This window comes from Streptomyces sp. PH10-H1, assembly GCF_030063355.1.
Lineage (GTDB): Bacteria > Actinomycetota > Actinomycetes > Streptomycetales > Streptomycetaceae > Actinacidiphila.
This window is the reverse complement of record NZ_JASISZ010000006.1, coordinates 81976-108145: the sequence shown is the minus strand read 5'-3', so window position 1 is coordinate 108145 and position 26170 is coordinate 81976. Positions and strand designations below refer to the sequence as shown.

Here is a 26170-nt window from a genome sequence, read left to right as displayed (position 1 = left end):
GTTATCTATGATAGCCCGTTCGTGTCAGATTGACGATGGGGGTTGCGTCAATGTGACGCATTCCGTTCCCGGCCCGGTGTGTGCGAGCATTGACGGGGATAAGACGTATCGGACCCGGAATGAATCCGGGGGGCCACCGGTTACGAGTTGATGGCAGCAGATCCGAACAACCCGGGAGTGAAGCAGATGTCGGTTCAGGACGAGACCACCGCCGAGACCACCGCGAACGACGGACTTCTCCTGTCGGAATCCGCTGCGGCCAAGGTCAAGGGTCTGCTCGAGCAGGAAGGCCGCGAGGATCTGGCGCTGCGCGTAGCCGTCCAGCCCGGCGGCTGCTCCGGCCTGCGCTACCAGCTCTTCTTCGACGAGCGCTCGCTCGACGGCGATGTCATCAAGGACTTCGGCGGTGTGAAGGTCGTCACCGACCGCATGAGCGCCCCGTACCTCGGCGGCGCCTCGATCGACTTCGTGGACACGATCGAGAAGCAGGGCTTCACGATCGACAACCCGAACGCCACCGGCTCCTGCGCCTGCGGCGACTCGTTCCACTGATTTCACGCGACGTCCCGGGCGGACGTTGCACGACGAAGGCGGCGGCACCCGGAGCGGGTGCCGCCGCCTTCGTCGTTCCGCCGACCGTTTCGCCGGACAGGCTCTGGTTCTTCGCTGACTACTTCTTCGCCGGCACGACGGCACCGTCGTACAGATCCACGACCTTGCGGTCACCGAGCGGCCGGGTCAGCTTCACGGTCTGAGTGATGTCCTTCGCCAGCAGGATGCAGGGCTGCCCGGGATGATCGGCCGTCCCCGTGATCCGCACCGTCACCGCTGAACCGGACTCATCGGCGAAGGCCGAGTACGTGGAGCACACCCCGCCCCAGAAGTGCAGCTCCAGGGCGCTGCCCCGAACGGTGTAGGAAACCGCCTTCTGCTTCTGCGGCGCCTTCGGATCGGCCGGCATCCCGGGATCGGCGGGCTCCGTCGGCCTGCTCGTCGCACCCGGCCCCGACCCACCCGGCCCACCCGTCCCGCCGGGAACGGTCGTCGCGCCCGGCTGCTGGATGTACTGCGCCGCCACGGCCGGCTGCGCCACCGTGTGCGGCTTGAGCACCCCGGCCTGCGCCACGTCGAACAGCCAGGACGGCACCAGCGCCCGGGCGCCCGACACGAACTGCGCCGACAGCCCGAAGGCGGCCCCGCGCACTTCCAGCGTCTGCTCGGCGCTCGGCACGCACGGCAGGGTCTGCGGCAGCGTCTTGTCGTCGCTCGGCGCCGTCGGCTTGGGCTTCGGGAGGGCCGGGCACGAGCCGCCGACGCCGTGGTCCGAGCCGCCGCTTCCGGCCGTCTCCAGCTCCTTCAGCGCCTGCGCCGCACCGATCACCGGGTAGTCGTCACCCTTGTCGAGCGCCGCCAGCAGGCCGTATCCGCCGCTCAGCTGTCCGTCCGCGCCGATCTGCAGGGTGGTCCGCCAGCCGTGCGTCGGCAGGCCGCCCACCACCGGGTCGGCGTTCACCAGCCGCACCGCGCCGGTGGTCTCGCTCGCGTCGGTCCTGGCGCCGGTCAGCCCGACGGCGGCCAGCACCGGGGCGGCTACCTGCTTCGCCCGGTCCTCGGAGACCGCGCCCCCACCCGCGCCGGAAGGCCCGGACGACGACGTGGAGGATCCGGCGGCTCCGTCGGCCGCGCCGGTCGGGATGCCGGAGCAGACCGCCGCGTCGGGTCCGCCGCCGTTCGGGACGGCGCCGTTCGGGACGGCGCCGCTCGGGACGCCCCCGCTCGGGACGCCCCCGCTCGGGACGGCGCACTTGGTGATCGCGCCCAGCCGGGAGTACGACCAGTTGCCCGCACCGGCCCGGTTGACCTGCAGCGTGGGCCCGCCACCGTCAGGGGCGCCGCCCGCCCGCCAGAAGTCGTGGTCGAGCTTGACGGGGCCGGGCACGCCCAGCGCCTTCGCCAGTTTCTCGACGGTCTCGCGGGGCAACTCGCCCTGCGGCCGGTAGACGGGCGCCGACTTCGGGCCGTTGGGCAGCGGCACCGTGGCCCTATACTGCCCGCCGGCCGGGGCCGCGCCGTCGCTGCCGGCGACCGCTGCCGTGCCGTTCTTGGCGCCCTCCAGCGCCAGTGGCGCGGGCGGGCCGCTCTTGGGAGAGGCGTTCGCCGTGTGATGGCCCGCGTTCGCCGTCGCCCAGTACGCCCCGCCGCCCCCGGCCACCAGGACCGCCGCGGCCATCGCCGCGACCGCCAGTGGGGACCTGAGGCGGGGGCGGGCGGCGGAACGTTCCACCGTGTCCTCGTTGCGTTCGGTGCTCACCGTGTTGCTCCCTCGGCTCCGTACCGTCAGATGCCCCTGTGACGGAGCCGGAGCCCGCGCGGTTCCCGTCCCGCGGACCGGAGCCGGCCGGGATCAGTCGCCGTACTCGGCCATACCGTCCACGACGTGCGCGGATGCGGGCGGAACGGTGATGCCGTGCAGACTCGACGGCGCGACCACCGAGGGCTCCGCCGTGGCGGGAACCGTCCAGTGCGGGGCCATCCGACGGCAGTCGCCGAGCAGCTCCTCCAGGGATTCGGAGCGGGATTCGGGTTCGACGACGCTGGGCAGTGGGGACGAAGTAGAAGCCATGCTTCCGACCCTAGGCACTTGATCACCCACGGGTAAGCCCTACTATCGGGTAGTTTCTCCGTGCTCTGTGCTCCAGCCCCGGCCGGGTCCCGCGTCCCATCGCGCACCCCATACGATGGCTGTGTTTTTCCTTGGGGCTTCCAGCCCTTGCCGACCCTCGCCGCCGCCCCCGCAGGAGCATCCCGTCGTGCGTATCGCTGTCACCGGCTCCATCGCCACAGATCACCTGATGACCTTCCCCGGCCGATTCGCCGACCAGCTGGTCGCGGATCAGCTGCACACGGTCTCGCTCTCCTTCCTTGTCGACAATCTCGATGTCCGGCGCGGCGGAGTCGCCCCCAACATCTGCTTCGGCATGGGTGTTCTCGGCCTCCGGCCGGTCCTCGTGGGCGCCGCCGGATCCGACTTCGCCGAGTACCGCGCCTGGCTCGACCGGCACGGCGTCGACACCGCGTCCGTACGCATCTCCGAGGTGCTGCACACCGCGCGCTTCGTCTGCACCACGGACACCGACCACAACCAGATCGCGTCCTTCTACACCGGCGCGATGAGCGAGGCGCGGCAGATCGAGCTGCAGCCGATCGCCGACCGGGTGGGCGGCCTCGACCTGGTCCTCATCGGCGCGGACGACCCCGAGGCGATGATCCGGCACACCCAGGAGTGCCGCAGCCGCGGCATCCCGTTCGCGGCCGACCCCTCGCAGCAGCTCGCCCGCATGGACGGCGAGGACATCCGGCTTCTCGTGGACGGCGCCGCGTACCTCTTCACCAATGAGTACGAGAAGGCGCTCATCGAGTCGAAGACCGGCTGGACCGCCGACGAGATCCTCGCCAAGGTCGGCACCCGCGTCACCACCCTCGGTGCGCAGGGGGTGCGCATCGAGCGCGTCGGCCAGCCCACGATCGAGGTCGGCTGCGCGGAGGAAGAGGCCAAGGTCGACCCGACCGGCGTCGGCGACGCCTTCCGCGCCGGGTTCCTCGCGGGCCTGGACTGGGGCCTGTCATTGGAGCGCTCGGCGCAGCTCGGCTGCATGCTGGCGACTCTGGTCATCGAGACGCTCGGGACGCAGGAGTACGAGCTGCGCCGCAGCCACTTCATGGACCGCTTCACCAAGGCATACGGCCACGAGGCCGCCGCCGAGGTCAAGTCCCACCTCTCCTGACCCCACCGCCCGCCCTGTGCCCTCAAGCGCCGGGCAGGCTGGATTTGGCCTCAAACGCCGGCCGGGCTGAACGGTTGCCCTCAAACGCCGGGCAGGGGAGGTTTTTCAGCCTGCCCGGCGCTTGAGGGCACACGGGGCGGGTGGGCGGGGAGAAATAATCAGGTCCGGCGGCGGACCCAGTAGGACGTGCCCCGCTCCGCCGCGCGTTCGCCGAGATATTCCTGGTCCCGCATCTGGCACCACGCGGGGATGTCGAGCCGCGCCGCCTCGTCGTCGGACAGTACGGCGATCACCGCGCCGACCGGCACCTCGCCGATGACCTTGGCGAGCTCGATGACGGGAATCGGGCACCGCTTGCCCAGCGAGTCGACCGTCAGCACGGGAACACCGGAGGAGTCGCCGGACACCCTGGTGTACTCCACGCCTGGGCCCGGCGCGCCCACCGGCGCGCCGAGGTGGCCCCGCGCCGAGCGGACGACACCCGGCAGGACCTCGAGGAACCGGTCGACGTCGTCCTCCGGCGTGCCCCGCGGCAGCGACACCCGGACGTTGCCCTCGGACAGCACACCCATCGCGCGCAGCACATGGCTCGGCGTCAGCGTGCTGGAGGTGCACGACGACCCCGAGGAGACGGAGAAGCCCGCACGGTCGAGTTCGCTGAGCAGCGACTCGCCGTCTACGTAGAGGCAGGAGAACGTCACCAGGTGGGGGAGGCGCAGGCCGGGGTGGCCGACGACCTCCACATCGGGGACGAGTGCGGGCACCCGCGAGCGGATCCGGTCGACCAGCGCAGCCAGCCGCGTCCCTTCGGCCACCGCCTCCTCCCGTACCGCGCGCAAGGACGCCGCCGCCGCCACGATGGCGGGCAGGTTCTCGAAGCCGGGGGAACGCCCCGACTCCCGTTCGTCCGACGGGCCCTGCGGTGCGAAGCGCACGCCCTTCCGTACCGCGAGCAGTCCGACTCCGGGCGGTCCGCCCCATTTGTGGGCGCTGGCCGTGAGCAGCGACCAGTCGCCCTCCACCGGACCCCAGGCCAGCGACTGCGCCGCGTCCACGAGCAGCGGCACGCCCGCCGCCCGGCACAGGAGCGCGGCCTCGGCGACCGGCTGGACGGTGCCCACCTCATGGTTGGCGGACTGCAGACAGGCGAGCGCGGTGTCCTTGCGCAGCGCCGCGGCGAACGCGGCGGCGTCGACCCGCCCCGTACGGTCCACCCCCACCTCGGTGGATTCGAACGCCTCGGCCGCATGGAGTACCGACGAGTGCTCGACGGCCGACACCACGAGGTGACGCCCCGTCCGCCGCCGCCCCGCCATGGCCCCGGACACACCGGTGTGAACGGCACGCGTTCCCGAAGGAGTGAAAACGAGTTCGTCGGGCCGGCATCCCACCGCCTCCGCGGCGGCCTCCCGTGAGGCGTCCAGCAGCAGCCGGGCGCGCCGCCCCTCGCGGTACAGCCGGGCCGGATCCGCCCATCCCTCGTCCAGTGCGGCTACCAGTGCCTGGCGGGCGACGGGGTGCAGGGGAGCGGCTGAAGCCGCATCGAAGTAGGACACGCCCGGCACGCTACGCCAGTCGCCCGGTGGGGCGTCAGGCGGCATGCGGAGCATGCCGGTCCGCACCGTCCGGAAGTGCCCCGGCGCGTTGGACCCCCTCCCCGCGCGACCCCAAATAGCGTCCAGTAGGGTTTGGTCCGCATAAACATCCACACCTACCTGCCCGCGCCAGGGCCGACCGACCAGCTGACGGCCGGGCACCCGGACGCGTGGGCGAGACTCTCGGGAAGGCGCTACGTGAGTCCCAACGGCTCCGACCGCTCGTCGCGGCGCCCGGTGCGGCGGAAGCTGCCGCAGGCGCTGGCCGCGGCGCTGGTCCTTGTGACCGCCACCGGTTGTGAATACCCCCGCCTTGGCATGCCCAGCCCCGCTACGGAACAGGCACCCCGGATCCTGGCGCTCTGGCAGGGCTCCTGGGCCGCCGCGCTGGCGACCGGTGTGCTCGTCTGGGGTTTGATCATCTGGAGTGTGATCTTCCACCGGCGAAGCCGGACGAAGGTCGAGGTTCCTCCGCAGACCCGGTACAACATGCCCATCGAGGCGCTGTACACCGTGGTCCCGATCATCGTCATCGCGGTGTTCTTCTACTTCACCGCGCGTGATGAATCCAAGCTTCTGGCGACCTCCGCGAAGCCCGATCACGTGGTGAACGTGGTCGGCATGCAATGGAGCTGGGCGTTCAACTACGTCGAGGACGTCGACGGCAACACGGCCGCCCCCGCGGTGGCCCCGCGGGAGCTGTCCTCGATCCCCGTGGACAAGCTGAAGTTCCCGGTGGGCGCCGAGGGCGTCTACGACTTCGGCACTCCCGCCACGAAGAACCCGGACACCGGTAACCCCGGCCCGACGCTGTGGCTGCCCAAGGGCGAGACGGTGCGGTTCGTCCTCACCTCGCGCGACGTCATCCACTCGTTCTGGGTGGTGCCGTTCCTCATGAAGATGGACGTCATCCCGGGGCACACCAACGTCTTCGAGGTGACTCCGAGCAAGGAGGGCACCTTCCTGGGCAAGTGCGCGGAACTGTGCGGCATGGACCACTCCCGGATGCTCTTCAACGTGAAGGTCGTCTCCCCGGAGCAGTACAAGCAGCACCTGCAGGATCTGGCGAAGAAGGGCCAGACCGGTTACCTCCCGGCGGGCATTGCCACCACGGGCAACGCCAAGAATGCGGAGCCCAAGACCACATGAGCATTCTCAACGACCCCCACCAGGGCACGGCCGCCATCGGCGAGTCGTACGAGGACGAGTTGCCGGTGAAGCGGGCACAGCCCGGCGCCGTGGTCATCAAGTGGCTCACCACCACCGACCACAAGACGATCGGGACGATGTACCTGATCACCTCGTTCTTCTTCTTCATCCTCGGCGGCATCATGGCGCTGCTCATGCGAGCCGAACTGGCGCGCCCGGGCACCCAGATCATGTCCAACGAGCAGTTCAACCAGGCGTTCACGATGCACGGCACCGTGATGCTCCTGATGTTCGCGACACCGCTCTTCGCGGGCTTCGCGAACTGGATCATGCCGCTGCAGATCGGCGCGCCCGACGTGGCGTTCCCGCGGCTGAACATGTTCGCCTACTGGCTCTACCTGTTCGGCTCGCTGATCGCGGTGGCCGGGTTCCTGACCCCGGCCGGCGCGGCCGACTTCGGCTGGTTCGCGTACTCCCCGCTGTCGGACGCGGTCCGCTCGCCGGGCGTCGGCGCCGACATGTGGATCATGGGTCTGGCCTTCTCCGGCTTCGGCACGATCCTCGGTTCGGTCAACTTCATCACCACGATCATCTGCATGCGCGCACCCGGCATGACGATGTTCCGCATGCCGATCTTCGTCTGGAACGTGCTGCTGACCGGTGTCCTGGTCCTGCTCGCCTTCCCGGTGCTCGCCGCCGCGCTGTTCGCCCTGGAGGCCGACCGGAAGTTCGGGGCGCACGTCTTCGATGCCAGTAATGGCGGGGCGCTGCTATGGCAACACCTCTTCTGGTTCTTCGGCCATCCAGAGGTGTACATCATCGCGTTGCCGTTCTTCGGCATCATCAGCGAGGTCATCCCGGTATTCAGCCGCAAGCCGATGTTCGGCTACGTCGGCCTGATCGGCGCGACGATCTCCATCGCCGGTCTGTCGGTCACCGTGTGGGCGCACCACATGTACGTCACCGGCGGTGTGCTGCTGCCGTTCTTCTCGTTCATGACGTTCCTCATCGCGGTACCGACCGGTGTGAAGTTCTTCAACTGGATCGGCACGATGTGGAAGGGGTCACTGAGTTTCGAGACCCCGATGCTGTGGGCCGTCGGCTTCCTGATCACCTTCGCGTTCGGTGGTCTGACCGGTGTGATCCTGGCGGCGCCGCCGCTGGACTTCCACGTCTCGGACTCGTACTTCGTCGTGGCGCACTTCCACTACGTGATCTTCGGAACCGTCGTCTTCGCGATGTTCTCCGGCTTCCACTTCTGGTGGCCGAAGTTCACCGGCAAGATGCTGGACGAGCGGCTCGGCAAGATCACCTTCTGGACGCTGTTCTTCGGCTTCCACGGCACCTTCCTGATCCAGCACTGGCTGGGCGTCGAGGGCATGCCGCGCCGCTACGCGGACTACCTGGCGGCCGATGGATTCACTACGCTGAACACCATCTCCACCATCAGTTCGTTCCTGCTCGGACTGTCGATGCTGCCGTTCTTCTACAACGTGTGGAAGACCGCGAAGTACGGCAAGAAGATCGAGGTCGACGACCCGTGGGGCTACGGCCGTTCACTCGAATGGGCCACGTCCTGCCCGCCGCCGCGGCACAACTTCCTCACGCTGCCGCGTATCCGGTCCGAGTCGCCGGCGTTCGACCTGCACCACCCGGAGATCGCCGCGCTGGAGCTGGAGCACAGCCTCCCCAGTGAGCGCGGCGCCCTGGTCACGAGCGGCACCGACCACAAGGAGGAGCAGCTGTGAGGGTCCAAGGCAAGATGTTCCTCGGCCTGGCGGTCTTCATCCTCGCCTCGGCCATCGTCTACGGCTACTGGTCCAAGGAGCCCGCGGGCACCACGGCGCTGTTCCTGGCCTTCGGCCTCAGCGTGATGATCGGGTTCTACCTGGCCTTCACCGCCCGCCGGGCGGACACCGGTGCCCAGGACCGGGAGAACGCGGACGTCGCCGACGACGCCGGCGAAGTGGGCTTCTTCAGCCCGCACAGCTGGCAGCCGCTCTCCCTCGCCATCGGTGGCGCGCTGGCCTTCCTCGGCGTGATCTTCGGCTGGTGGCTGCTGTACTTCTCCGCCCCAATGCTCCTCATCGGCCTGTACGGCTGGGTGTTCGAGTACTACCGCGGCGAGAACCAGACGCAGTAGGACCGGCAGCCCGCTGCCGGCAGCGCCACGGGCTGGGCCCGGACACCTCCACGGTGTCCGGGCCCAGCCCGTTCGCATGCGCTCAACGCGCCGATCCGGTGGATGGTTCTTACCGTGTGATCATGAGTCACTCTTCACGACGCCGGACGGCGATGCGGTGCGCTCTCCTCGTAGCGCCCCTGGCGGTGGGGCTCACCGCATGCGGAAGCGATGACGGCGACCCGCTCGCCGCCTCTCCCTACGATGCGACCGACCAGGTGGCGTACAGCCTGGCCGACGGCGGCAAGGTCTCGCCGAGCAAGCCGTTGGAGATCACCACCAAGGATGACGACAGCCGGATCACCGACGTCACCGCCACGGACGCCGCAGGGCGTTACGTACGGGGCGAACTCGCCGCGGACGGTATGCGGTGGCACAGCACCTCTCCGCTGTCCGCAGGCGCCCACTACACGGTCCGGGTGAGCACCGAGGACGCGGACGGGCGCCCCGGCCGCAAGACCGTCGGCTTCGACACCACGGCCGCCGACAACCTGCTGCGGGTCAGCTTCGGCCCCGACACCGGCACCTACGGCGTCGGACAGCCCATCACCGCGGAACTGAGCGCCCCCGTCGAGGATCCCGCCGCGCGCGCCAAGGTCGAGCAGAACCTGAAGGTCACCGCCAGCCCGGAGGCGGCGGAAGGCTCCTGGTACTGGGTGAACAGCCGCACCCTGCACTACCGGCCGAGCGACTACTGGCCCGCCAACGCGCGGATCGACGTCCGCAGCACCCTGGACGGCGTACGCGTAAAGGACAGTCTGTACGGCGGCCCCGCCAGGCCGCTCTCGCTCAAGATCGGTGACCGCGTCGAGGCGATAACGGACTCCGGCACCCACGAGATGACGTTCAAGCGCAACGGCGCCGTCGTCCGCACCATCCCCATCACCACCGGCAAGCCCGGCTTCTCCACCCGCAACGGCGTCAAGATCGTCCTGGGCAAGGAGCAGTTCGTCCGGATGCAGAGCACGAGCATCGGAATAGCGGCCGGCAGCTCGGACGCCTACGACCTGCCGGTGTACTGGGCCACCCGGGTCACCTGGAGCGGCGAGTACGTGCACGCCGCGCCCTGGTCGGTCGGCTCGCAGGGGGTGGACAACGTCAGCCACGGCTGCACCGGCATGAGCACCGAGAACGCCCACTGGTTCTTCGACCAGGTGCGCAGCGGTGACATCGTGCAGGTCGTCAACAGCCTGGGCGAGACGATGACCCCGTTCGACAACGGCTTCGGCGACTGGAACCTCAACTGGACCCAGTGGAAGAAGGGCAGCGCGCTGGGCGCCAAGGGCCAGACGGCGGCGGTGCAGAACAAGAACACCGCCGCGGTCCCGGCCCGGCTCCGCCCCGAGGCGTAACCGCTACGCGGATACGGCGAGGCGCTTGCGCAGCATCCCGGTCAGAGCCTGCGCGAGCGCCACCGGGTCGACGGGGTGGGTCACCGCCGCCTCGGCCCGGCTCCAGGTGGCCAGCCACGCGTCCTGCGGCCGGCCGATCAGCACCAGCACCGGAGGCGCCTGGAAGATCTCGTCCTTGACCTGCCGGCACAGGCCCATGCCCCCGGCGGGCGCCGCCTCACCGTCGAAGACGCAGGCGTCGACACCGCCCCGCTCCAACTCGGTGAGGACGGCCGGCAGTGTCGCGCACTCCAGGAACTCGACCGGCGGCAGGTCGGGCGCCGGCCTGCGTCCGACGGCGAGCCGGACCTGCTCCCGGGTGTTCGCGTCGTCGCTGTAGACCAGCACCGTGGCAGTCGCCCGCATCGTGCCTCCTGATCGTCGAGGAATCGTCGTCGAGTCCGTCGTCAAGTGGCTCGGATGCTACTCCCGTGAACCGGTCCGCGAGGAGCCTTCGGACCAGGACAAGATCCGTCCGATGCTGCGTCATCCCTCCTTCGGGGGATGGCTTCGGTAGGCCACGCGGGTCTCCTGCGGGGCTGAACACACCGAATGGCACCCCCCGGAGTGAGCACGAGATAAGGGACCGACATAATGTCGGACGTGGCGACAGCAACAGCAGTAGATACCGGGCACGCGCACCCGTCGGTCAACCGGCCGAACCTCACCAGCGTCGGAACCATCATCTGGCTGAGTTCCGAGCTGATGTTCTTCGCGGCCCTCTTCGCGATGTACTTCACCCTTCGCTCGGTGACGGGTGCCGTGTTCTGGAAGGAACACGCCAAGGCGTTGAACGTCCCGTTCTCGGCGACGAACACGACGATCCTCGTGCTCTCCTCCCTCACCTGCCAGCTCGGCGTGTTCGCCGCCGAGCGCGGCGACGTGAAGAAGCTCCGCGCGTGGTTCATGCTCACGTTCGTGATGGGCGCGATCTTCATCGGCGGCCAGATCTTCGAGTACACCCAACTGGTCAAGAACGACGGCCTCTCGCTGTCGTCCGACCCGTACGGTTCGGTGTTCTACCTCACGACCGGCTTCCACGGGATGCACGTGACGGGTGGCCTGATCGCGTTCCTGCTGGTCCTGGGCAGAACGTACGCGGCCAAGAGGTTCACTCATGAGCAGGCCACGGCGGCAATCGTCGTGTCCTACTACTGGCACTTCGTCGATGTCGTCTGGATCGGCCTCTTCGCCACGATCTACCTGATCAAGTAACCGGCGGGCCGGCGCCGAGCCGGACCGACGTACTCAGACAGACACAGCCAGAAGCATCGACACAAGAGATCCTGACCGGGGTAATCCGTGAAAAAGCTCTCCGCACGACGGCGCCACCCGCTGGCGGCGCTTGTCGTCCTACTTCTCGCGCTCGCGGCCACCGGGGGGCTGTACGCCGCGTTCGCGCCGGCGCAGAAGGCACAGGCTGACGACACAGCCCAGTCCCTCGCGATCGAAGAGGGCAAGAAGCTGTACGCCGTCGGCTGCTCCAGCTGCCACGGCACGTCCGGCCAGGGCAGTAAGAACGACGGTCCGAGCCTGGTGGGCGTCGGCGCCGCCGCCGTCGACTTCCAGGTCGGCACCGGCCGCATGCCGGCCCAGCAGCCGGGATCGCAGATCCCGAAGAAGAAGGTCATCTACTCGCAGGCCGAGATCGACCAGCTTGCCGCGTACATCGCCTCGCTGGGCCCGGGTCCCACCGTGCCCACCAAGCAGCAGTACAGCCCGGACGGCGCGGACGCCGCCAGGGGCGGGGAGCTGTTCCGTACGAACTGCGCGCAGTGCCACAGCTTCACGGGCAAGGGCGGTGCGTTGACCAACGGCAAGTACGCGCCCAGCCTGGAGGGCGTGGACCCCAAGCACATCTACGAGGCCATGCAGACCGGCCCGCAGAGCATGCCGTCCTTCCCCGAGGGCACCATGTCGTCGGAGAACAAGGCGGACATCATCGCCTACCTCGACGCCGTGAACGGCTCGAAGACCCCCAGCCCCGGCGGCCTTGAGCTCGGAGGCATCGGCCCGGTGTCGGAAGGTCTGTTCGCCTGGATCTTCGGCCTCGGTGCCATGATCGCTGTCGCCATCTGGGTTGCGGCCCGGACCACGAAGGCCAAGAAGTCATGAGTCAGGACATGTCAGAGTCAGAAGAGAACCTGCCGAGTGAGCTGTCACACGCTCACGAGGGCGATGAGCCGGCCGTCCGCGGACACAACGCGTTCGCCGACCCCGGCCTTCCGCCCCACGAGCACCGCCGTCAGGACATCGACGAGCGTGCCGCGAAGAGCTCGGAACGCGCCATCGCGTTCCTCTTCACCCTGTCGATGCTGGCCACGATCGGCTTCATCGCCAGCTTCGTGGTCTTCCCGGTCGACAAGATCGTCTACGTCTTCCCGTTCGGTCACGTCAGTGCCCTGAACTTCTCGCTCGGTCTGACGCTGGGTCTTGCCCTCTTCTGCATCGGCGCCGGCGCGGTCCACTGGGCCCGCACGCTGATGTCGGACGAGGAGCACGCCTCGGAGCGGCACCCGATCGCGGCCGAGCCCGAGGTCAAGGCCCAGGTGCTGGCCGACTTCGCGCAGGGCGCGAAGGAGAGCGGCTTCGGCCGCCGGAAGCTGGTCCGCAACACGATGTTCGGCGCGCTGGCCATGGTGCCGCTGTCGGGCGTCGTACTCCTTCGCGACCTGGGACCGCTGCCGGAGGACAAGCTCCGGCACACCATGTGGTCCAAGGGCAAGCTGCTGATCAACCAGAACACCAACAAGCCGCTCCGGCCCGAGGACATCGCCGTCGGATCGCTCACCTTCGCCATGCCCGAGGGCCTGGAGGAGAACCAGGAGCGTTTCCAGAAGGAGATCGCCAAGGCCGCCCTGATGATCGTCCGGCTCGAGCCGGACGACATCAAGGACAAGCGGGAGCGCGACTGGGCCCACCAGGGCATCGTCGCGTTCTCCAAGATCTGTACGCACGTCGGCTGTCCGATCAGCCTGTACGAGCAGCAGACGCACCACGTCCTGTGCCCGTGCCACCAGTCGACGTTCGACCTGTCCGACGGCGCCCGGGTCATCTTCGGTCCTGCCGGACACGCTCTTCCGCAGCTGCGGATCAGCGTGAACGCGGAGGGCAACCTGATCGCCCTCGGCGACTTCGCCGAGCCCGTCGGCCCGAGCTTCTGGGAGCGCGGATGAGCACCACTGCTGAGAACCCCGAACGCCGGGGCAAAGCGCCCGCCGGCGAGCGGGTCGCGGACTGGGCCGATGGCCGTTTGGGCATCTACGGCATGGCCAAGACCAATATGCGCAAGATCTTCCCGGACCACTGGTCCTTCATGCTCGGGGAGATCTGCCTCTACACCTTCATCATCCTCATCCTCACGGGTGTGTATCTGACGCTGTTCTTCCACCCGAGCATGAGCGAGGTCGTCTACGACGGCCCCTACGCCCCGCTGCAGGGCCAGCGCATGTCCGACGCGTTCGCCTCGACGATGCACATCAGCTTCGAGGTGCGCGGCGGCCTGCTGATCCGCCAGATCCACCACTGGTCCGCGCTGATCTTCGTGGCCGCGATGCTCGTGCACATGATGCGGGTGTTCTTCACGGGCGCGTTCCGCAAGCCCCGCGAGGTCAACTGGGTTTTCGGCTTCCTGCTGCTGGTCCTCGGCATGTTCACCGGGTTCACCGGTTACTCGCTGCCGGACGACCTGCTGTCGGGTACCGGAGTCCGCTTCATGGACGGCGCGGTGCTGTCCATGCCGGTCGTGGGCACGTACCTGTCGATGTTCATGTTCGGCGGGGAGTTCCCGGGTGTCGACTTCGTATCCCGGTTCTACTCGGTGCACATCCTGCTGCTGCCGGGCATCATGGCCGGCCTGCTGGTGGCCCACCTGATCCTGGTCTTCTACCACAAGCACACCCAGTTCCCGGGTGCGGGCAAGACGGAGAAGAACGTCGTCGGCATGCCGCTGCTGCCGGTGTACATGGCTAAGGCGGGCGGCTTCTTCTTCCTGGTCTTCGGTGTCATCGCGGCGGTCTCCGCGATCGCGTCGATCAACCCGATCTGGGCGATGGGCCCCTACCGGCCGGACCAGGTGTCCACCGGCGCCCAGCCCGACTGGTACATGGGCTTCTCCGAGGGCCTGATCCGTGTCATGCCGGGCTGGGAGATCAGCGCATGGGGCCACACCCTGAACCTGGGTGTGTTCCTGCCGCTGATGATCTTCCCGCTGGTGCTCGTCGCGATCGTCGTCTACCCGTTCATCGAGTCCTGGGTCACCGGCGACAAGCGTGAGCACCACCTGCTGGACCGCCCGCGCAACCACCCGGTCCGCACCGGCTTCGGCGTGGCCTGGCTGAGCTGGTACGGCATCCTGCTCGTCGGTGGCGGCAACGACCTCTGGGCCACGCACTTCCACCTGTCGATCAACGTGATCACCTGGACCGTGCGCATCGGGTTCTTCGTGCTTCCGGTACTCGTGTTCATCGCGACCAAGCGGATCTGCCTCGGACTGCAGCGCCGCGACCGCGACAAGGTGCTGCACGGTCGCGAGACCGGCATCATCAAGCGGCTGCCGCACGGTGAGTTCATCGAGGTGCACGAGCAGCTCTCCCAGGAGGCGCTGCACACCCTCACCGCGCACGACCAGCCGCGGCCGCTCGAATCCGGCCCCGAGGTCGACGAGAACGGCGTGGAGCGCAAGACCGGTCCCATCACGAAGCTGCGCACCAAGCTGTCGCACGGCTTCTACGGCGAGGGAAGCCAGATCCCCAAGCCGACCGTCGAGGAGCACGAAGAGATCACCAGCGGCCACGGCCACCACTGATCTCCTTCCGGCCCCGCGCGGGCCGATCACCACGGCGAAGGGCCCCGTCCATGACATGGACGGGGCCCTTCGCCGTGCCCGGCCCCCGATAGGCTGGGCCTGCTGTATCTACCCGACCACCAGGAGTGTGGACCATGAGCGTTGTGACCCCGGCAGGCGGCGACAGCTCGGCGACCCACTCGTGGCCGGGCGTACTCAACCCGCTGCTGCGCGGCCACGACCTGACGGCCGACGACACCGCCTGGGCGATGGACCAGATCATGAGCGGTGAGGCCACCGACGCCCAGATCGCCGGTTTCTCCGTCGCCCTGCGCTGCAAGGGCGAGACCATCGACGAGGTGTCCGGCCTGGTCCGGTCGATGTACGCGCACGCCAACACCATCGAGGTGCCGGGGTCCACGGTGGACATCGTCGGCACCGGCGGCGACCTCGCCAAGACCGTCAACATCTCCACCATGTCGGCGATCGTCGTGGCGGGCACCGGTGCCAAGGTCGTCAAACACGGCAACCGCGCAGCCTCGTCCCAGAGCGGTGCCTCTGACGTGCTGGAGAAGCTCGGCGTCAACCTGGAACTCACCCCGCAGCGGGTCGTGGAGGTCGCCGAGGAGGCCGGTATCACCTTCTGCTTCGCCGTGAAGTTCCACCCGGCGCTGCGGTACGCGGCCAAGGCACGCAAGGAACTCGGCGCCCAGACCACCTTCAACTTCCTCGGGCCGCTCACCAATCCGGCCCGGGTACGGGCCCAGGCGACCGGGGTCGCCGACGCCCGGATGGCGCCGATCATGGCGGGCGTCCTGGCCGAACGCGGCTCCTCCGCGCTGGTGTTCCGCGGCGACGACGGGCTGGACGAGCTGACCACCACCGCGACCTCGCAGGTGTGGGTGGTCAGGGACGGCAAGGTCGAACAGCTGCCGTTCGACCCCCGCGACGTCGGGATCGCGCTGGTCCCCGTCGAGGCCCTGCGCGGCGCCGACGCGGCCTACAACGCCGAGGTCGCCCGCCGCCTGCTGGCCGGCGAACGCGGCCCGGTCCGCGACGCCGTCCTCCTCAACGCGGCCGCCGCCCTGGTCGCCCTCAACCCGGCCCCCGCCCCCCTGGAAACCCAGATCGCCCACGGCATCGTCCAAGCTGCGGAAGCGATCGACTCGGGCGCGGCCCAGCGCGCGCTGGAACGCTGGGTAGAGGCAAGCAACAGGTAGAAGCCAAGTCAGCCCGCCCGCCGCAGGCGCAGCGGACCGGTGGGCTTCGGGGCCGGGCCGGGCCGAGTCAGCCCGCCCGGCGTTTGAGGGCGCTCGCCGCAAGCGCAGTGGGCCGGTCGGCCCGGAGTCGGGCTCGGCTCAATACCGCCCCGTACGGGTGTCCGTATCGCGGAATCCCGCTTGCCGTCGGCAGGACAACTGGCATACTTCGTGGCAGGTCACGAGTGACAGCGATTTGGCCCTGGCTTGCTGTCCGGCAACCCTCCGTCCGTGGCGGGGTGCCCCAGGTGATGACCGGGCCGTAGGCGAGGTGTCTACGGCAAGCGCGGGCCCCTTCGCGACTTGCTTCCGGGGTCCTGGTCCCTGAGGAGCTTCGCCATGTCCGTGCACCCTGTTGCCACCTGCACCGCCCCCCTCGACGTGCTCGGTCGTGACGTCCGGGTCCCGCTGGTGACCGGCGGAGAGGTCACCTACGCGGCCCTGGACTACGCCGCCAGCGCGCCCGCCCTGCAGCGGGTGTGGGACGACGTGGCCGCGTACGCGCCGTACTACGGCAGCGTGCACCGCGGAGCGGGGTATCTGTCGCAGCTTTCGACCGACCTGTTCGAGCAGAGCCGCGAGACGGTGGCCGCGTTCCTGGGCTGCCGGGACGGCGACCAGGTGGTCTTCACCCGTTCGACGACCGACTCCCTCAACCTGCTGGCCTCGGTGATCCCGGCCGGCACCCAGGTCTTCGTGTTCGAGACCGAGCACCACGCGTCGCTGCTGCCATGGCGGGACGCGCAGGTCACCTACCTGAGCGCGCCGCGCACCCCCGGGCAGGCCGTCGCCTCGCTGCGGGCGGCGCTGGCGGGGCGTGACGCGTACGGCCCCGCGCTGGTCTGTGTGACCGGCGCGTCGAACGTGACGGGCGAGCTGTGGCCGGTGCGGGAGCTGGCCGACGCGGCGCACGAGCACGGTGCCCGGATCGTGCTGGACGCCGCGCAGCTCGCCCCCCACCACCCGGTGGACATCGCGGAGCTGGACGTGGACTGGGTGGCGTTCTCCGGCCACAAGCTCTACGCGCCGTTCGGCTCCGGCGTGCTGGCCGGCCGGGCGGACTGGCTGCAGGCGGCCGAGCCGTACCTGGCGGGCGGCGGCGCGAGCCGCAAGGTCGCACGCCGGGCCGACGGAGGCGTGGACGTCGAGTGGCACTCGACCGCGGCCCGGCACGAGGCCGGTTCGCCGAACGTCATCGGTGTGTACGCGATCGCCTCCGCCTGCCGGGCGCTGACCGAGGCGGGCTTCGACTCGCTCGTCGAGCGCGAGCAGGGCCTCGTCACCCGGGTCCGCGCGGGTCTGGCCGAGGTGCCGCAGGTCAAGGTGTTGTCGCTGTTCGGTGACGAGGCGCCCCGGGTCGGCGTCATCTCGTTCGTCGTGGAGGGCTGGAACAGCTCGCACTTCGCCGCCGCGCTGTCCGCCGAATACGGCATCGGGGTCCGGGACGGACTGTTCTGCGCCCACCCGCTGGTCCGCACCCTGCTGGGCGGCGAGCCGGGCGAGCAGGGCGAGTGCGGCTCCCCGGAGACCGGGCCGGGTGAGCGCTCGCTCAACGCGATCCGGGTGAGCTTCGGGGCGGGCACGCCCGACGAGCACGTGGAGCGCTTTCTGGGCGCCGTCACGGAACTCGTCAGGGACGGCGCCAAGTGGAACTACCGCACTGAGGACGGGCGCTGCGTGCCCGCCCGCGACTGAGCGGAAGGAACCGGGCGGCCGTCAGCCTTCGAGGCCGATCGCGAAGGCCGCTTCCAGGTCGTGCTGCGAGTACGTGCGGAACGCGACATGGGTGTCGGTGGCCTCGACACCGGGGATCTTGCTGATCCGGCCCGGGATGACGTCCGCGAGGTCGTCGTGCCGGGACACCCGGACCATGGCGACCAAGTCGTACGTCCCGGTGACCGAGTAGACCTCGCTGACGCTGTCCAGGGCGGCGATCGCCTCGGCGATCTCGGGGATCCGGTCGACGCTGGTCTTGATGAGCACGATCGCGGTGATCACGGCTGTAGGTCTCCTTGGGTCGCCCTGGCTGCGGCCTCCAGCTTACGACCTGCCCCGCGGTAGGGAGCGGGCTCGCGACGCCCTGCGACTCCGCTTGCGGCGTTGTCGTCGGTCGCCGATGCTCCACATGGACTCCCTCCTCCGCCTTGCAATCGAAGCCGCATGACGCCGCTCCCTGATCCACTCCCTACCGCGGGGCAGGTCGTTAGGGCTTCGCCGGAACCACACCCAGGTAGAGAGGAAGCCGAAGACGAAGCCGACCACATGGGCCAGATAGGCGACCCCCGGGCCGGACCGACTGGTCTGGGCGGCCAGCCACTGCAGGGCGAACCAGAAGCCGAGGACCATCCAGGCGGGGAAGCGCAGCGGGAGGAAGAAGAGGAACGGGAACAGGCTCGTCACCCGCGCCCTGGGATAGAGGTAGAGATACGCGCCGAGCGCCCCGGAGATCGCGCCGGAGGCGCCGACCAGCGTCTGGGTGGAGCCGGCGTTGGCGAGCGCGAAGCCGTACGTGGCGAGGTATCCGGCGGTCAGGAAGAACAGCAGATACCGGAAGCGGCCCATGCGGCTCTCGACGTTGTCGCCGAAGACGTACAGAAACAGCATGTTGCCGATCAGATGCAGCCAACTTCCATGGACGAACATCGCGCTGAGCACCGATAGAAACGGCATTTTGCGGTAGTCGTTCGGCACGCCGCAGCCAGCCGGCAGCCCCAGGCCGTCCACCGGCAGCCGGCCGTGGAACAGCTCGGCGGGGATCACTCCCCAGCGGTCGAAATAGAGCGCCTGCGCGCACCGGAGCTGGTCACCCGAGCCGTAGGACGGGTTGAAGCCCGAGATCGGACCGAGCAGGAACACCACTGTGCAGAGCCCGATCAGGGTGTATGTCACCACGGGAGTGCGGCGGACCGGGTTCTTGTCGTAGACCGGGATGACCATGGACCGATCATGACGGAACGGGTGTATGGGTCATGGACTGCCTCGCCGCAGCGCCGCCCGCCGTGGAGGCCGTAGGGTAACCGGAACGCGCGCGTACGACACGTGCCGACCCCGAAAGTCCCGAAAGAGGTGTCCGTCCGATGCCGGTTCCCCTGCCGACCGCTGCGACCCGGTGGCGCTGCACCCTGTGCGGCAACCTGACCCGGTTCGATGTCACGCGATCGACCAAGGTCGTCGAGTACATCCACCTGGACCTCGCCGGTGAGCCGAAGCTCGAGGAGACCGAGGTGCTCAGCGAGACCGTCGAGTCGGTGCGCTGCCGCTGGTGCAACGCGGCCGACCAGGTCGAGTTGGTCGACCGGCCCGGTACGGCCGCCGAAGCGGAAGCGGATTCGACGCAGGGTTGACCCTGTACGGCGACAATGGACTTGTACGGCGGCGGCCAGAGGGATCGAAGGGGGCCGGGGAGGCGCCGACAGCACTGGACGGGAGTGACTGGTGGATGGGACCGGCGGGCACCCGCAGGACGAGCACAGCGGCGCCGATGAGGCCGCCGAGCCGGTCCTGGACCGACCACTGCCCGAAGGCGTGCGACACCGGGTCGTGACGATTGCCGCTGACTCCTTCGGCGGTCTCACCCTCGCGGAACTGCCGTCGGCGCTGCGGCCCTATGCCCGGTTCACCCCGTCACGGCGCGCCAAGTTCGCGGCGACCGCGCTGGCCACCGCCCTGGAGACCGATCCCGCCTTCCGGCAGAAGATCGCCGCCCGGCTGCGCGAGGCCCAGCCGGACCTCGCCGAGGCGCTGGAGGCGGGCACCCCGCCGCCGGCCGCCGACCCGCTGGACGTGGCCGTGGCCGCGTATCTGCTGCGCCCGGCCGGCTGGGCCAAGCTCGTCGCGACCGCCGGCGAGGAGGCGCAGCGCGCCCAGGCCGCACGGGCCGACGGGGAGACCAGCCGCGAGCTGCAGCAGCTCAGGGACGAATTGGCCGAATTCCAGGCCCAGGCCAGGGACGAGGCGGCGCGCGGCCGCGCCGAACTGGACGTGGCCCGCAAGGAGAACGACGCGACGCAGCGCAGGCTGCGCAGCGCGATCAGCGACATGAAGCGGGCCGAGGCGGCGCTGCGCAGGGTCGAAACCGAGCTGGAGGACATCCGTGCCGCGGCCGCCGCGGACAAGGCCACCGCCGACAGCGAGGCGCGTCGGCTCAGGACCCGGGTCACCGAGGCCGAGGCGGCCGTCGAGGCGAGCCGCCGTTCGGTACGCGAGGGGCGCAGCGCCGAGGGCGTACGGCTGCGGCTGCTGCTGGACACCGTGCTGGACGCGGCGACCGGGCTGCGCCGCGAGCTGGCGCTGCCGCCGCGCGACACCATGGGCGTCCGGCCGGCCGACACGGTGGAGGCGGTCGCGCCCGGCATGATCAACCCCAAGGACATCGCGCAGCGCGCGCTGTCCGAGAACGACCCCGCGCTGCTCGACCAGTTGCTGGCGCTCCCGCAGGCGCATCTGGTGATCGACGGCTACAACGTCACCAAGACCGGTTATCCGTCCCTGCCGTTGGAGAAGCAGCGGCTGCGGCTGCTGGGCGGTCTCGCGGTGCTGGCGGCGCAGAGCGGCGCCGAGGTCACCTGTGTCTTCGACGGGGCCGATCTGGACGCCCCGGTGCTGCTGGCACCGCCGCGCGGGGTGCGGGTGATGTTCAGCAAGGCGGGTGAGAGCGCCGACGAGTTGATCCGGCGCCTGGTGCGGGCCGAACCGCCGGGGCGGGTCGTCGTGGTGGTCTCCGCGGACCGCGAGGTGGCCGACGGCGTCGCCAAGGCCGGGGCGCGGCCCGTCGCTTCGACGCTGCTCCTCAAGAGGCTCGCTCGCGGCTGACGGCGCCAACGGTCGACTCAGCGTCAAGTGGTCATTACTGCACGTTAGATGGTCGTAAAGAAAATGTGTCGCGATCGAAGTTTTACCTACAAGGATTTGAACCGATCACAGGAAGGTCACTAAGGTCGGGGCTCAAACCTCCGCGCCGTCGATCGGGCCACCCCACGGAATCCGTGGATCCGGCAGGCAGACCGACGTTGCGCAGGGGGGACCGCCGACCAACCGGGTAGGCGGCTGAAGGAAGAAGGAGCTCGCCTTCGTGGCGTCCCACCGTCGTCCCAAGCCGACAAGCCGCACGCGGGTGACCGTGCTCACCGCAACCGCTGCCGCAGCCGTCGCCCTCTCTTCCCAAGCCGCGCACGCGGCCCCCGCCAAGCCGGACATCAAGGACGTCAAGTCCCAGGTGGACGCGTTGTACAGCGAGGCCGAGCAGGCCACCGAGAAGTACAACGGGGCCAAGGAGCAGCAGGGGAAGCTGCAGAAGGAGGTCGGCGACCTCCAGGACCGTGTGGCGCGTGAGCAGGCGGGCTTGAACAACCTCCGCGAGGGCTTGGGCGCGATGGCCAGTGCCCAGTACCGCACCGGCGGGATCGACCCGACGCTCCAGCTCTTCCTGTCGGCGGACCCGGACAGCTATCTGTCCAAGGCGTCCACGATGGACCAGGTGACCTCCCAGCAGGCCGACTCGCTGAAGCAGATCCAGGACGCCAAGCGCACCCTGGACCAGCAGCGCACCGAGGCGACCACCAAGATGAGCGAGCTGGAGGGCGCCCGCACCGAGCTCGGCAAGCAGAAGGACGCGGCTCAGAGCAAGCTCGCCGCGGCCCAGAAGCTCCTCAACTCGCTGACCGCGCAACAGCGTGCGGCCCTCGCCGACCAGGAAGCCCGCGCGAACCGCTCCAACGAGCGCCCCAACCTGGGCAGCAGTGTCGCTCCCTCCGAGCGGGCCGCCGCCGCGCTCGCCGCGGCGAAGACCAAGATCGGCAAGCCGTACGTCTACGGCGCCACCGGCCCGAACTCCTATGACTGCTCCGGCCTCACCTCGTGGGCCTACGCGCAGGCCGGTGTCTCCATACCGCGCACGTCGGAGGAGCAGGCCAACGCCGGCACCCATCTGTCGATGAGCCAGCTCGCCCCCGGCGACCTGGTCATCTTCTTCGGCGACGCCCACCATGTCGGCTTCTACGCCGGTAACGGCATGGTGCTGCACGCGCCGAAGCCGGGTGCCTACGTGCGCTACGAGGCGATGAGCGACATGCCGTTCCAGTTCGGCGTACGGATCTGACGCGTCGCCCCACGCTGTGAGTGACTCCCACCGTCGGCCGGATTCTCTCTCCGCCGGTCGGCGTGGTGGTTCATTCGAGTGATATCGGAGGGTGACCGCTGACGGCCGAGCTGCAGTGACCTGGGCATCGAGAAGGACGCCCGTCCGCCGCCGTCGCACGGTTTTTGAACTCGGCGTGATCGTCTGACTACTGTCACATCCGTGGCAACACATCGACGGTCCCCGCAGCCCGGTTTCACCCGCACCTCGCGCGTCACCGTGCTGTCCGCGGCGGCGGCCGCGGCGGCGCTCTCGGGGGGCGCCGCCGTGCAGGTCGCGGCCGCCGACCCGGCGGGGACCGCGACCGACACGTCCTCCCGGGTGGACCGGCTCTACCAGCAGGCCGAGCAGGCCACCGAGCAGTACAACGCGGCGCAGGAGCGCGCCTCCCGGCTGCGGCACGAGGTGGACTCCCTCCAGGACCAGGCCGCGCGCGGGCAGGAGCGCGTCAACCGGATGCGGGACGACCTCGGCGCCATCGCCGGGGCCCAGTACCGCAGCGGCGGCGTAGACCCGGCCATGGCGCTGATGCTGTCCTCGGACCCCAACAGCTATCTCGACCGGGCCGAGGCACTCGAGCGGATCACCAGCCACCAGGCCTCCCGGCTCGCGGAACTGCAGGAAGCGCAGCGCTCGCTGGAGCAGAAGCGGTCGATGGCGGCGGCCAAACTCGCCGACCTGGAACACGCCAGGGCCACGATGCAGGACCGCAAGCGCAATGTGCAGGGCAAGCTCGGTGCGGCGCAGCGGCTGCTCGACGCCCTGCCGCCCGCGCAGCGCGCCGGATTCGTCCCCGGCATGGACGACCGGGCCTCACGCTCCGGCCGTGCCGCGCCCGACATGCCGGACCTGCCGGCCTCCTCGTCCCGCGCCGCGATGGCCGTCGCCGCCGCGCGCAGGGCGATCGGCTCGCCCTATGTGTGGGGCAGCACCGGGCCCGGCTCCTTCGACTGTTCCGGTCTCATGCAGTACTCCTACCGGCAGGCGGGAGTGTCGCTGCCGCGTACCTCGCAGGAGCAGAAGCACGCCGGACAGCGGGTCCCGCTGGACCAGGCCCGCCCCGGCGACCTGGTGATCTACCGGGACAACGCGAGCCATGTGGGGATGTACGTCGGCGGCGGCCGGGTGGTGCACGCGCCGTATCCGGGTGCGCGGGTGCGGTACGACCCGGTCGACATGATGCCGGTCTCCGCGGTCACCCGGCCCTGACCGGCCTGTCCCCACCGCGGCCGGTCCCGCCACCGCCGTTCCCGCGGCCGGTCCGCGGACACCGCTCCCACCGACGCCCGTACGATCGGGCGTATGGCGGCACCGCGCACCCGACCCAGGACCGCCGCGCTGTGCTGCGCGGCGGTCCTCGGCGTGCCGGCCCTGCTCACGGGGTGCGGGGGCGGGCGGCCCGGTGCCGCGGTGGTCCCCGCCGCTTCCGCGGCCCCCGCCGTCCGGACGATGCTCGACCGGCACGCGGGGGCCGTACTGCACCACGACGAGGCCGCCTTCCTCGCGGACGTCGACCCGGGCTTCCGGGACCGGCAGCGGCAGGTGTTCCGCAATCTGTCGGAGGTGCCGCTCGACTCCTGGTCGTACCGGGTGGTGAGCGTCGGCGCCAGTGCGGGCGGCGGCGGTGAGAGGGCGGTCGCGCACGTCCAGCTGGGCTACCGGCTGAAGGGGTACGACACCACGCCGGTCACCTCGGACGCGGATCTGACCCTCGTCCGCGGGAACGGCCACTGGTACGTCGCCGAGGACCGGCACGACGCCCAGCAGCTGTGGGACCAGGGCCCGGTGCGGGTGATGCGCGGGGCGCACAGCCTCGTGCTCGGGACGGATCCGCCCGCCGCCCTGCGGTCCTTCGCCGACGCCGCCGACCGCGCGGTGCCCGCGGTACGGCGGGCCTGGGGCGACGGCTGGAGCGGCCGCGTCGTCGTCGAAGTGCCGTCCTCCCTGGACCGGATGGCCGCGCTGCTGCACGCGGACCCCGCGAGTTACCGGGGCATCGCCGCCGTCACCACCGGCGAACTCGGCGGTTCCGCCGCCGCCCCGGCCGACCGCGTCATCATCAACCCCGAGGCGTTCGGGGAGCTTTCCGCGCTCGGCCGGCAGGTCGTGCTCACCCATGAGACGACCCATGTCGCGACCCGCGCCGCCACCACCGCGGCCACCCCGCTGTGGCTCTCCGAGGGCTTCGCCGACTGGGCCGGCTACAGCGGCACGGGACGCACGGCCCGCCAGGCCGCCCCCGAACTGAGCCGTGACGTGGCCGCCGGGAAGGTCCCGGCGAGGCTGCCGTCCAGCGCCGACTTCGGCACGACGACCAGCGGCCTGGCGCAGGCGTACGAGGGCGCCTGGCTCGCGTGCCGGCTGATCTCCGGCGAGTGGGGCGCCGCCCGGCTCACCCAGCTGTACCGGGCCGTGGCCACCGGCGGATCCCTCGACAGCCACCTGCGCGCCGTGCTCGGGACCGGCCTCGACGACTTCACCGCGCGCTGGCGCGCCTACGTACAGCGGGAGTTGGCATGACGACGGGTGATGGCGCGCGGGAGCCTCGGGAGCCCGAGGACTTCACTCCGGAGGAGATCGCGCGCGGGCGGGCCCTGCGGCGCGCGCAGTGGCCACCCGCCCTCGCCGGGCGCGCCGCCGCCCTCGCGCTGCTCCTCGGGCTCGGGCTGACACCGGCCGGCGCGGGCCTCGTCGGCCTCTTCGGCGACTCCTGGACCGCGCGGATCCTCGGCGGCGGGCTCGCCCTGGTGGTGCTGCGGCAGCTCGTGGCACTGCCCTTCGCCGCTCGGGTGCGCGTCGTACGGGCCCGGTTCGGACTCGTCACCCAGGGCTGGGGCGGCTGGGCGCTGGACGTGCTGCGCGGGCTGCTGGTCTCCGTACCGCTCGCGCTGGGCGCGCTCTTCGCCGTATACGCGCTGGCCGGGACGGTCGCGCGGTGGTGGATCTGGGCGGCGCTCGGCGCGGCAGTCGCCGTTATCGCCCTCTCCTGGCTGGCGCCGGTCGTCCTCGAACCGCTCTTCAACCGCTTCACCCCGATGGAACCGGGTCCGCTGCGCGACGCGCTCCTGGCGCTGGCCGGACGCGACCGGATCGCTGTCCGCGAGGTCCTCGTCGCCGACGCTTCCCGGCGCACCACCGCACTCAACGCCTACGTCTCCGGCTTCGGCAGGACCCGGCGGATCGTCGCCTACGACACGCTCCTGACGACCGCCGAGCCGCGCGAGGTCGAACTCGTCGTCGCCCACGAGCTGGGGCATGTGATCCACCGGGACGTGGCGCGGGGCACGGTCCTCGGCGCGGTCGGCGCCGCGGCCGGCGTCTGTGCGCTCGCCGTGCTCCTGCGATGGCAGCCACTGCTCGACCTCGCGCACGTGGACCGCTTCTCCGACCCCCGGTCGATGATGTTGCTCGCCGCGGTGGCCGCGGCCGGGTCGACGCTCGCCGGGCCGTTCGGCTGCGGGCTCAGCCGGCGCGTCGAGCGCCGGGCCGATGCGCACGCGCTCGCGCTGACGGACGACCCGGCGCAGTTCATCGCCATGCAGCGGCGGCTTACTGTCGCCAACATCGGCGACCCGGATCCGCCGCGACTCCTCCACCTCCTCTTGGGCACCCATCCGACGGCGGTGGAACGCATCGCATCCGCCCGCCTCCGGCAGACCGCGGACCGGTGAGTGTGCCGGTTCGCCTGCGGCGGGCTTGGGGTTGGTGTCCGACCCGTTTGCGGTCGGGGGCCGGGTCCTCCGGGGCGGCGGTTCGAAATCGACTATTTACGGGCCTGGCGGCTCACAAATAGCCCGGCAGCATTTCGAACCCCCATCCCTACGACCCCGACCCCCTCCGGCCGTTGTCGAGTCCGCGGGCCGACGGGCGCCGGCGTACGCCCGCCC

Annotated in this window: 24 protein-coding genes and 1 riboswitch; of the genes, 18 read left to right on the top strand and 6 right to left on the bottom strand. The window is 70.1% G+C overall.

Going from position 1 to position 26170, the window contains the following annotated elements; translation table 11 throughout:
- The first annotated feature begins 186 nt into the window (after positions 1 to 186).
- Positions 187 to 552 (top strand): HesB/IscA family protein, encoded by a 366-nt coding sequence (locus QMK24_RS06365; protein ID WP_283464173.1) that lies wholly within the window; start codon positions 187 to 189, stop codon positions 550 to 552.
- A 118-nt stretch (positions 553 to 670) separates the two neighbouring features.
- Here the strand turns inward: QMK24_RS06365 and QMK24_RS06360 are convergent, their stop codons facing one another.
- Both QMK24_RS06360 and QMK24_RS06355 read right to left on the bottom strand, forming a co-directional pair.
- Positions 671 to 2311: a hypothetical protein gene (locus QMK24_RS06360; RefSeq protein ID WP_283464172.1), complete on the bottom strand. Its 1641-nt coding sequence runs from the start codon at positions 2309 to 2311 to the stop codon at positions 671 to 673.
- 93 nt (positions 2312 to 2404) lie between these two features.
- A complete protein-coding gene (locus QMK24_RS06355; protein WP_283464171.1) occupies positions 2405 to 2623 on the bottom strand; it encodes a hypothetical protein in 219 nt (72 codons plus the stop codon).
- Between the two features lie 187 nt (positions 2624 to 2810).
- Here QMK24_RS06355 and QMK24_RS06350 point away from each other — a divergent pair, with 187 nt between their 5' ends.
- Positions 2811 to 3785, top strand: coding sequence for a carbohydrate kinase family protein (locus QMK24_RS06350; protein ID WP_283464170.1), 975 nt, complete (start codon positions 2811 to 2813; stop codon positions 3783 to 3785).
- Positions 3786 to 3943: 158 nt separating this feature from the next.
- Here the strand turns inward: QMK24_RS06350 and QMK24_RS06345 are convergent, their stop codons facing one another.
- On the bottom strand, positions 3944 to 5341 hold the full coding sequence (locus QMK24_RS06345) for a cysteine desulfurase/sulfurtransferase TusA family protein (RefSeq protein WP_283464169.1): 1398 nt from the start codon (positions 5339 to 5341) through the stop codon (positions 3944 to 3946).
- A gap of 237 nt (positions 5342 to 5578) precedes the next feature.
- Between QMK24_RS06345 and ctaC the strand changes: the two genes are divergently transcribed.
- From ctaC to QMK24_RS06325, 4 genes are all read left to right on the top strand, one after another.
- Positions 5579 to 6529, top strand: coding sequence for an aa3-type cytochrome oxidase subunit II (gene ctaC, locus QMK24_RS06340; RefSeq protein WP_283464168.1), 951 nt, complete (start codon positions 5579 to 5581; stop codon positions 6527 to 6529).
- On the top strand, positions 6526 to 8277 hold the full coding sequence (gene ctaD, locus QMK24_RS06335; RefSeq protein WP_283464167.1) for an aa3-type cytochrome oxidase subunit I: 1752 nt from the start codon (positions 6526 to 6528) through the stop codon (positions 8275 to 8277). The genes ctaC and ctaD overlap by 4 nt, the downstream gene beginning before the upstream one ends.
- Positions 8274 to 8672 (top strand): cytochrome c oxidase subunit 4, encoded by a 399-nt coding sequence (locus tag QMK24_RS06330; protein ID WP_283464165.1) that lies wholly within the window; start codon positions 8274 to 8276, stop codon positions 8670 to 8672. The genes ctaD and QMK24_RS06330 overlap by 4 nt, the downstream gene beginning before the upstream one ends.
- Positions 8673 to 8794: 122 nt before the next feature.
- Positions 8795 to 10063: a L,D-transpeptidase gene (locus tag QMK24_RS06325; protein ID WP_283464164.1), complete on the top strand. Its 1269-nt coding sequence runs from the start codon at positions 8795 to 8797 to the stop codon at positions 10061 to 10063.
- A gap of 3 nt (positions 10064 to 10066) precedes the next feature.
- Here the strand turns inward: QMK24_RS06325 and QMK24_RS06320 are convergent, their stop codons facing one another.
- Entirely contained in the window at positions 10067 to 10468 is a 402-nt protein-coding gene (locus QMK24_RS06320) for a hypothetical protein (RefSeq protein WP_283464163.1), read from the bottom strand.
- Positions 10469 to 10696: 228 nt separating this feature from the next.
- On the opposite strand from QMK24_RS06320, the gene ctaE reads away from it, so the two are divergent.
- The 6 genes from ctaE (at position 10697) to QMK24_RS06290 (ending at position 17842) form a co-directional block, all read left to right on the top strand.
- A complete protein-coding gene (gene ctaE, locus QMK24_RS06315) occupies positions 10697 to 11317 on the top strand; it encodes an aa3-type cytochrome oxidase subunit III (protein WP_283464162.1) in 621 nt (206 codons plus the stop codon).
- Between the two features lie 87 nt (positions 11318 to 11404).
- Positions 11405 to 12217 (top strand): cytochrome bc1 complex diheme cytochrome c subunit, encoded by an 813-nt coding sequence (qcrC, locus tag QMK24_RS06310; RefSeq protein WP_283464161.1) that lies wholly within the window; start codon positions 11405 to 11407, stop codon positions 12215 to 12217.
- An 8-nt stretch (positions 12218 to 12225) separates the two neighbouring features.
- Positions 12226 to 13278 (top strand): cytochrome bc1 complex Rieske iron-sulfur subunit, encoded by a 1053-nt coding sequence (gene qcrA / locus QMK24_RS06305; RefSeq protein WP_283464160.1) that lies wholly within the window; start codon positions 12226 to 12228, stop codon positions 13276 to 13278.
- Positions 13275 to 14909 carry a cytochrome bc1 complex cytochrome b subunit gene (gene qcrB / locus QMK24_RS06300; protein ID WP_283464159.1) on the top strand — a complete coding sequence of 545 codons (1635 nt, stop codon included), beginning with the start codon at positions 13275 to 13277 and terminating at the stop codon, positions 14907 to 14909. The genes qcrA and qcrB overlap by 4 nt, the downstream gene beginning before the upstream one ends.
- 134 nt (positions 14910 to 15043) lie before the next feature.
- Positions 15044 to 16108 (top strand): anthranilate phosphoribosyltransferase, encoded by a 1065-nt coding sequence (gene trpD, locus QMK24_RS06295; RefSeq protein WP_283464158.1) that lies wholly within the window; start codon positions 15044 to 15046, stop codon positions 16106 to 16108.
- 216 nt (positions 16109 to 16324) lie between these two features.
- A riboswitch (SAM riboswitch) is annotated at positions 16325 to 16440 on the top strand.
- 46 nt (positions 16441 to 16486) lie between these two features.
- Positions 16487 to 17842 carry an aminotransferase class V-fold PLP-dependent enzyme gene (locus QMK24_RS06290; protein WP_283464157.1) on the top strand — a complete coding sequence of 452 codons (1356 nt, stop codon included), beginning with the start codon at positions 16487 to 16489 and terminating at the stop codon, positions 17840 to 17842.
- A gap of 21 nt (positions 17843 to 17863) precedes the next feature.
- On the opposite strand, the gene QMK24_RS06285 is transcribed toward QMK24_RS06290, so the two are convergent.
- Positions 17864 to 18145, bottom strand: a complete 282-nt coding sequence (locus QMK24_RS06285; protein ID WP_250975476.1) for an Lrp/AsnC family transcriptional regulator — start codon at positions 18143 to 18145, stop codon at positions 17864 to 17866.
- A gap of 42 nt (positions 18146 to 18187) precedes the next feature.
- The gene (locus QMK24_RS06280) at positions 18188 to 19084 is read right to left on the bottom strand and encodes a rhomboid family intramembrane serine protease (RefSeq protein WP_283464155.1); all 897 of its coding nucleotides are present in this window, start codon (positions 19082 to 19084) and stop codon (positions 18188 to 18190) included.
- Positions 19085 to 19224: 140 nt separating this feature from the next.
- On the opposite strand from QMK24_RS06280, the gene QMK24_RS06275 reads away from it, so the two are divergent.
- From QMK24_RS06275 to QMK24_RS06250, 6 genes are all read left to right on the top strand, one after another.
- Positions 19225 to 19491, top strand: a complete 267-nt coding sequence (locus tag QMK24_RS06275; protein ID WP_283464154.1) for a hypothetical protein — start codon at positions 19225 to 19227, stop codon at positions 19489 to 19491.
- Positions 19492 to 19582: 91 nt separating this feature from the next.
- Positions 19583 to 20959 (top strand): NYN domain-containing protein, encoded by a 1377-nt coding sequence (locus QMK24_RS06270; protein ID WP_502962472.1) that lies wholly within the window; start codon positions 19583 to 19585, stop codon positions 20957 to 20959.
- Positions 20960 to 21218: 259 nt separating this feature from the next.
- Positions 21219 to 22244 (top strand): C40 family peptidase, encoded by a 1026-nt coding sequence (locus QMK24_RS06265; protein ID WP_283464153.1) that lies wholly within the window; start codon positions 21219 to 21221, stop codon positions 22242 to 22244.
- Positions 22245 to 22445: 201 nt separating this feature from the next.
- Positions 22446 to 23492, top strand: a complete 1047-nt coding sequence (locus QMK24_RS06260; protein ID WP_283464152.1) for a C40 family peptidase — start codon at positions 22446 to 22448, stop codon at positions 23490 to 23492.
- 93 nt (positions 23493 to 23585) lie between these two features.
- Positions 23586 to 24803 (top strand): hypothetical protein, encoded by a 1218-nt coding sequence (locus QMK24_RS06255; RefSeq protein ID WP_283464151.1) that lies wholly within the window; start codon positions 23586 to 23588, stop codon positions 24801 to 24803.
- Positions 24800 to 25954 carry a M48 family metallopeptidase gene (locus QMK24_RS06250; RefSeq protein ID WP_283464150.1) on the top strand — a complete coding sequence of 385 codons (1155 nt, stop codon included), beginning with the start codon at positions 24800 to 24802 and terminating at the stop codon, positions 25952 to 25954. Before QMK24_RS06255 ends, QMK24_RS06250 begins: the two co-directional genes overlap by 4 nt.
- Positions 25955 to 26170: the final 216 nt, after the last annotated feature.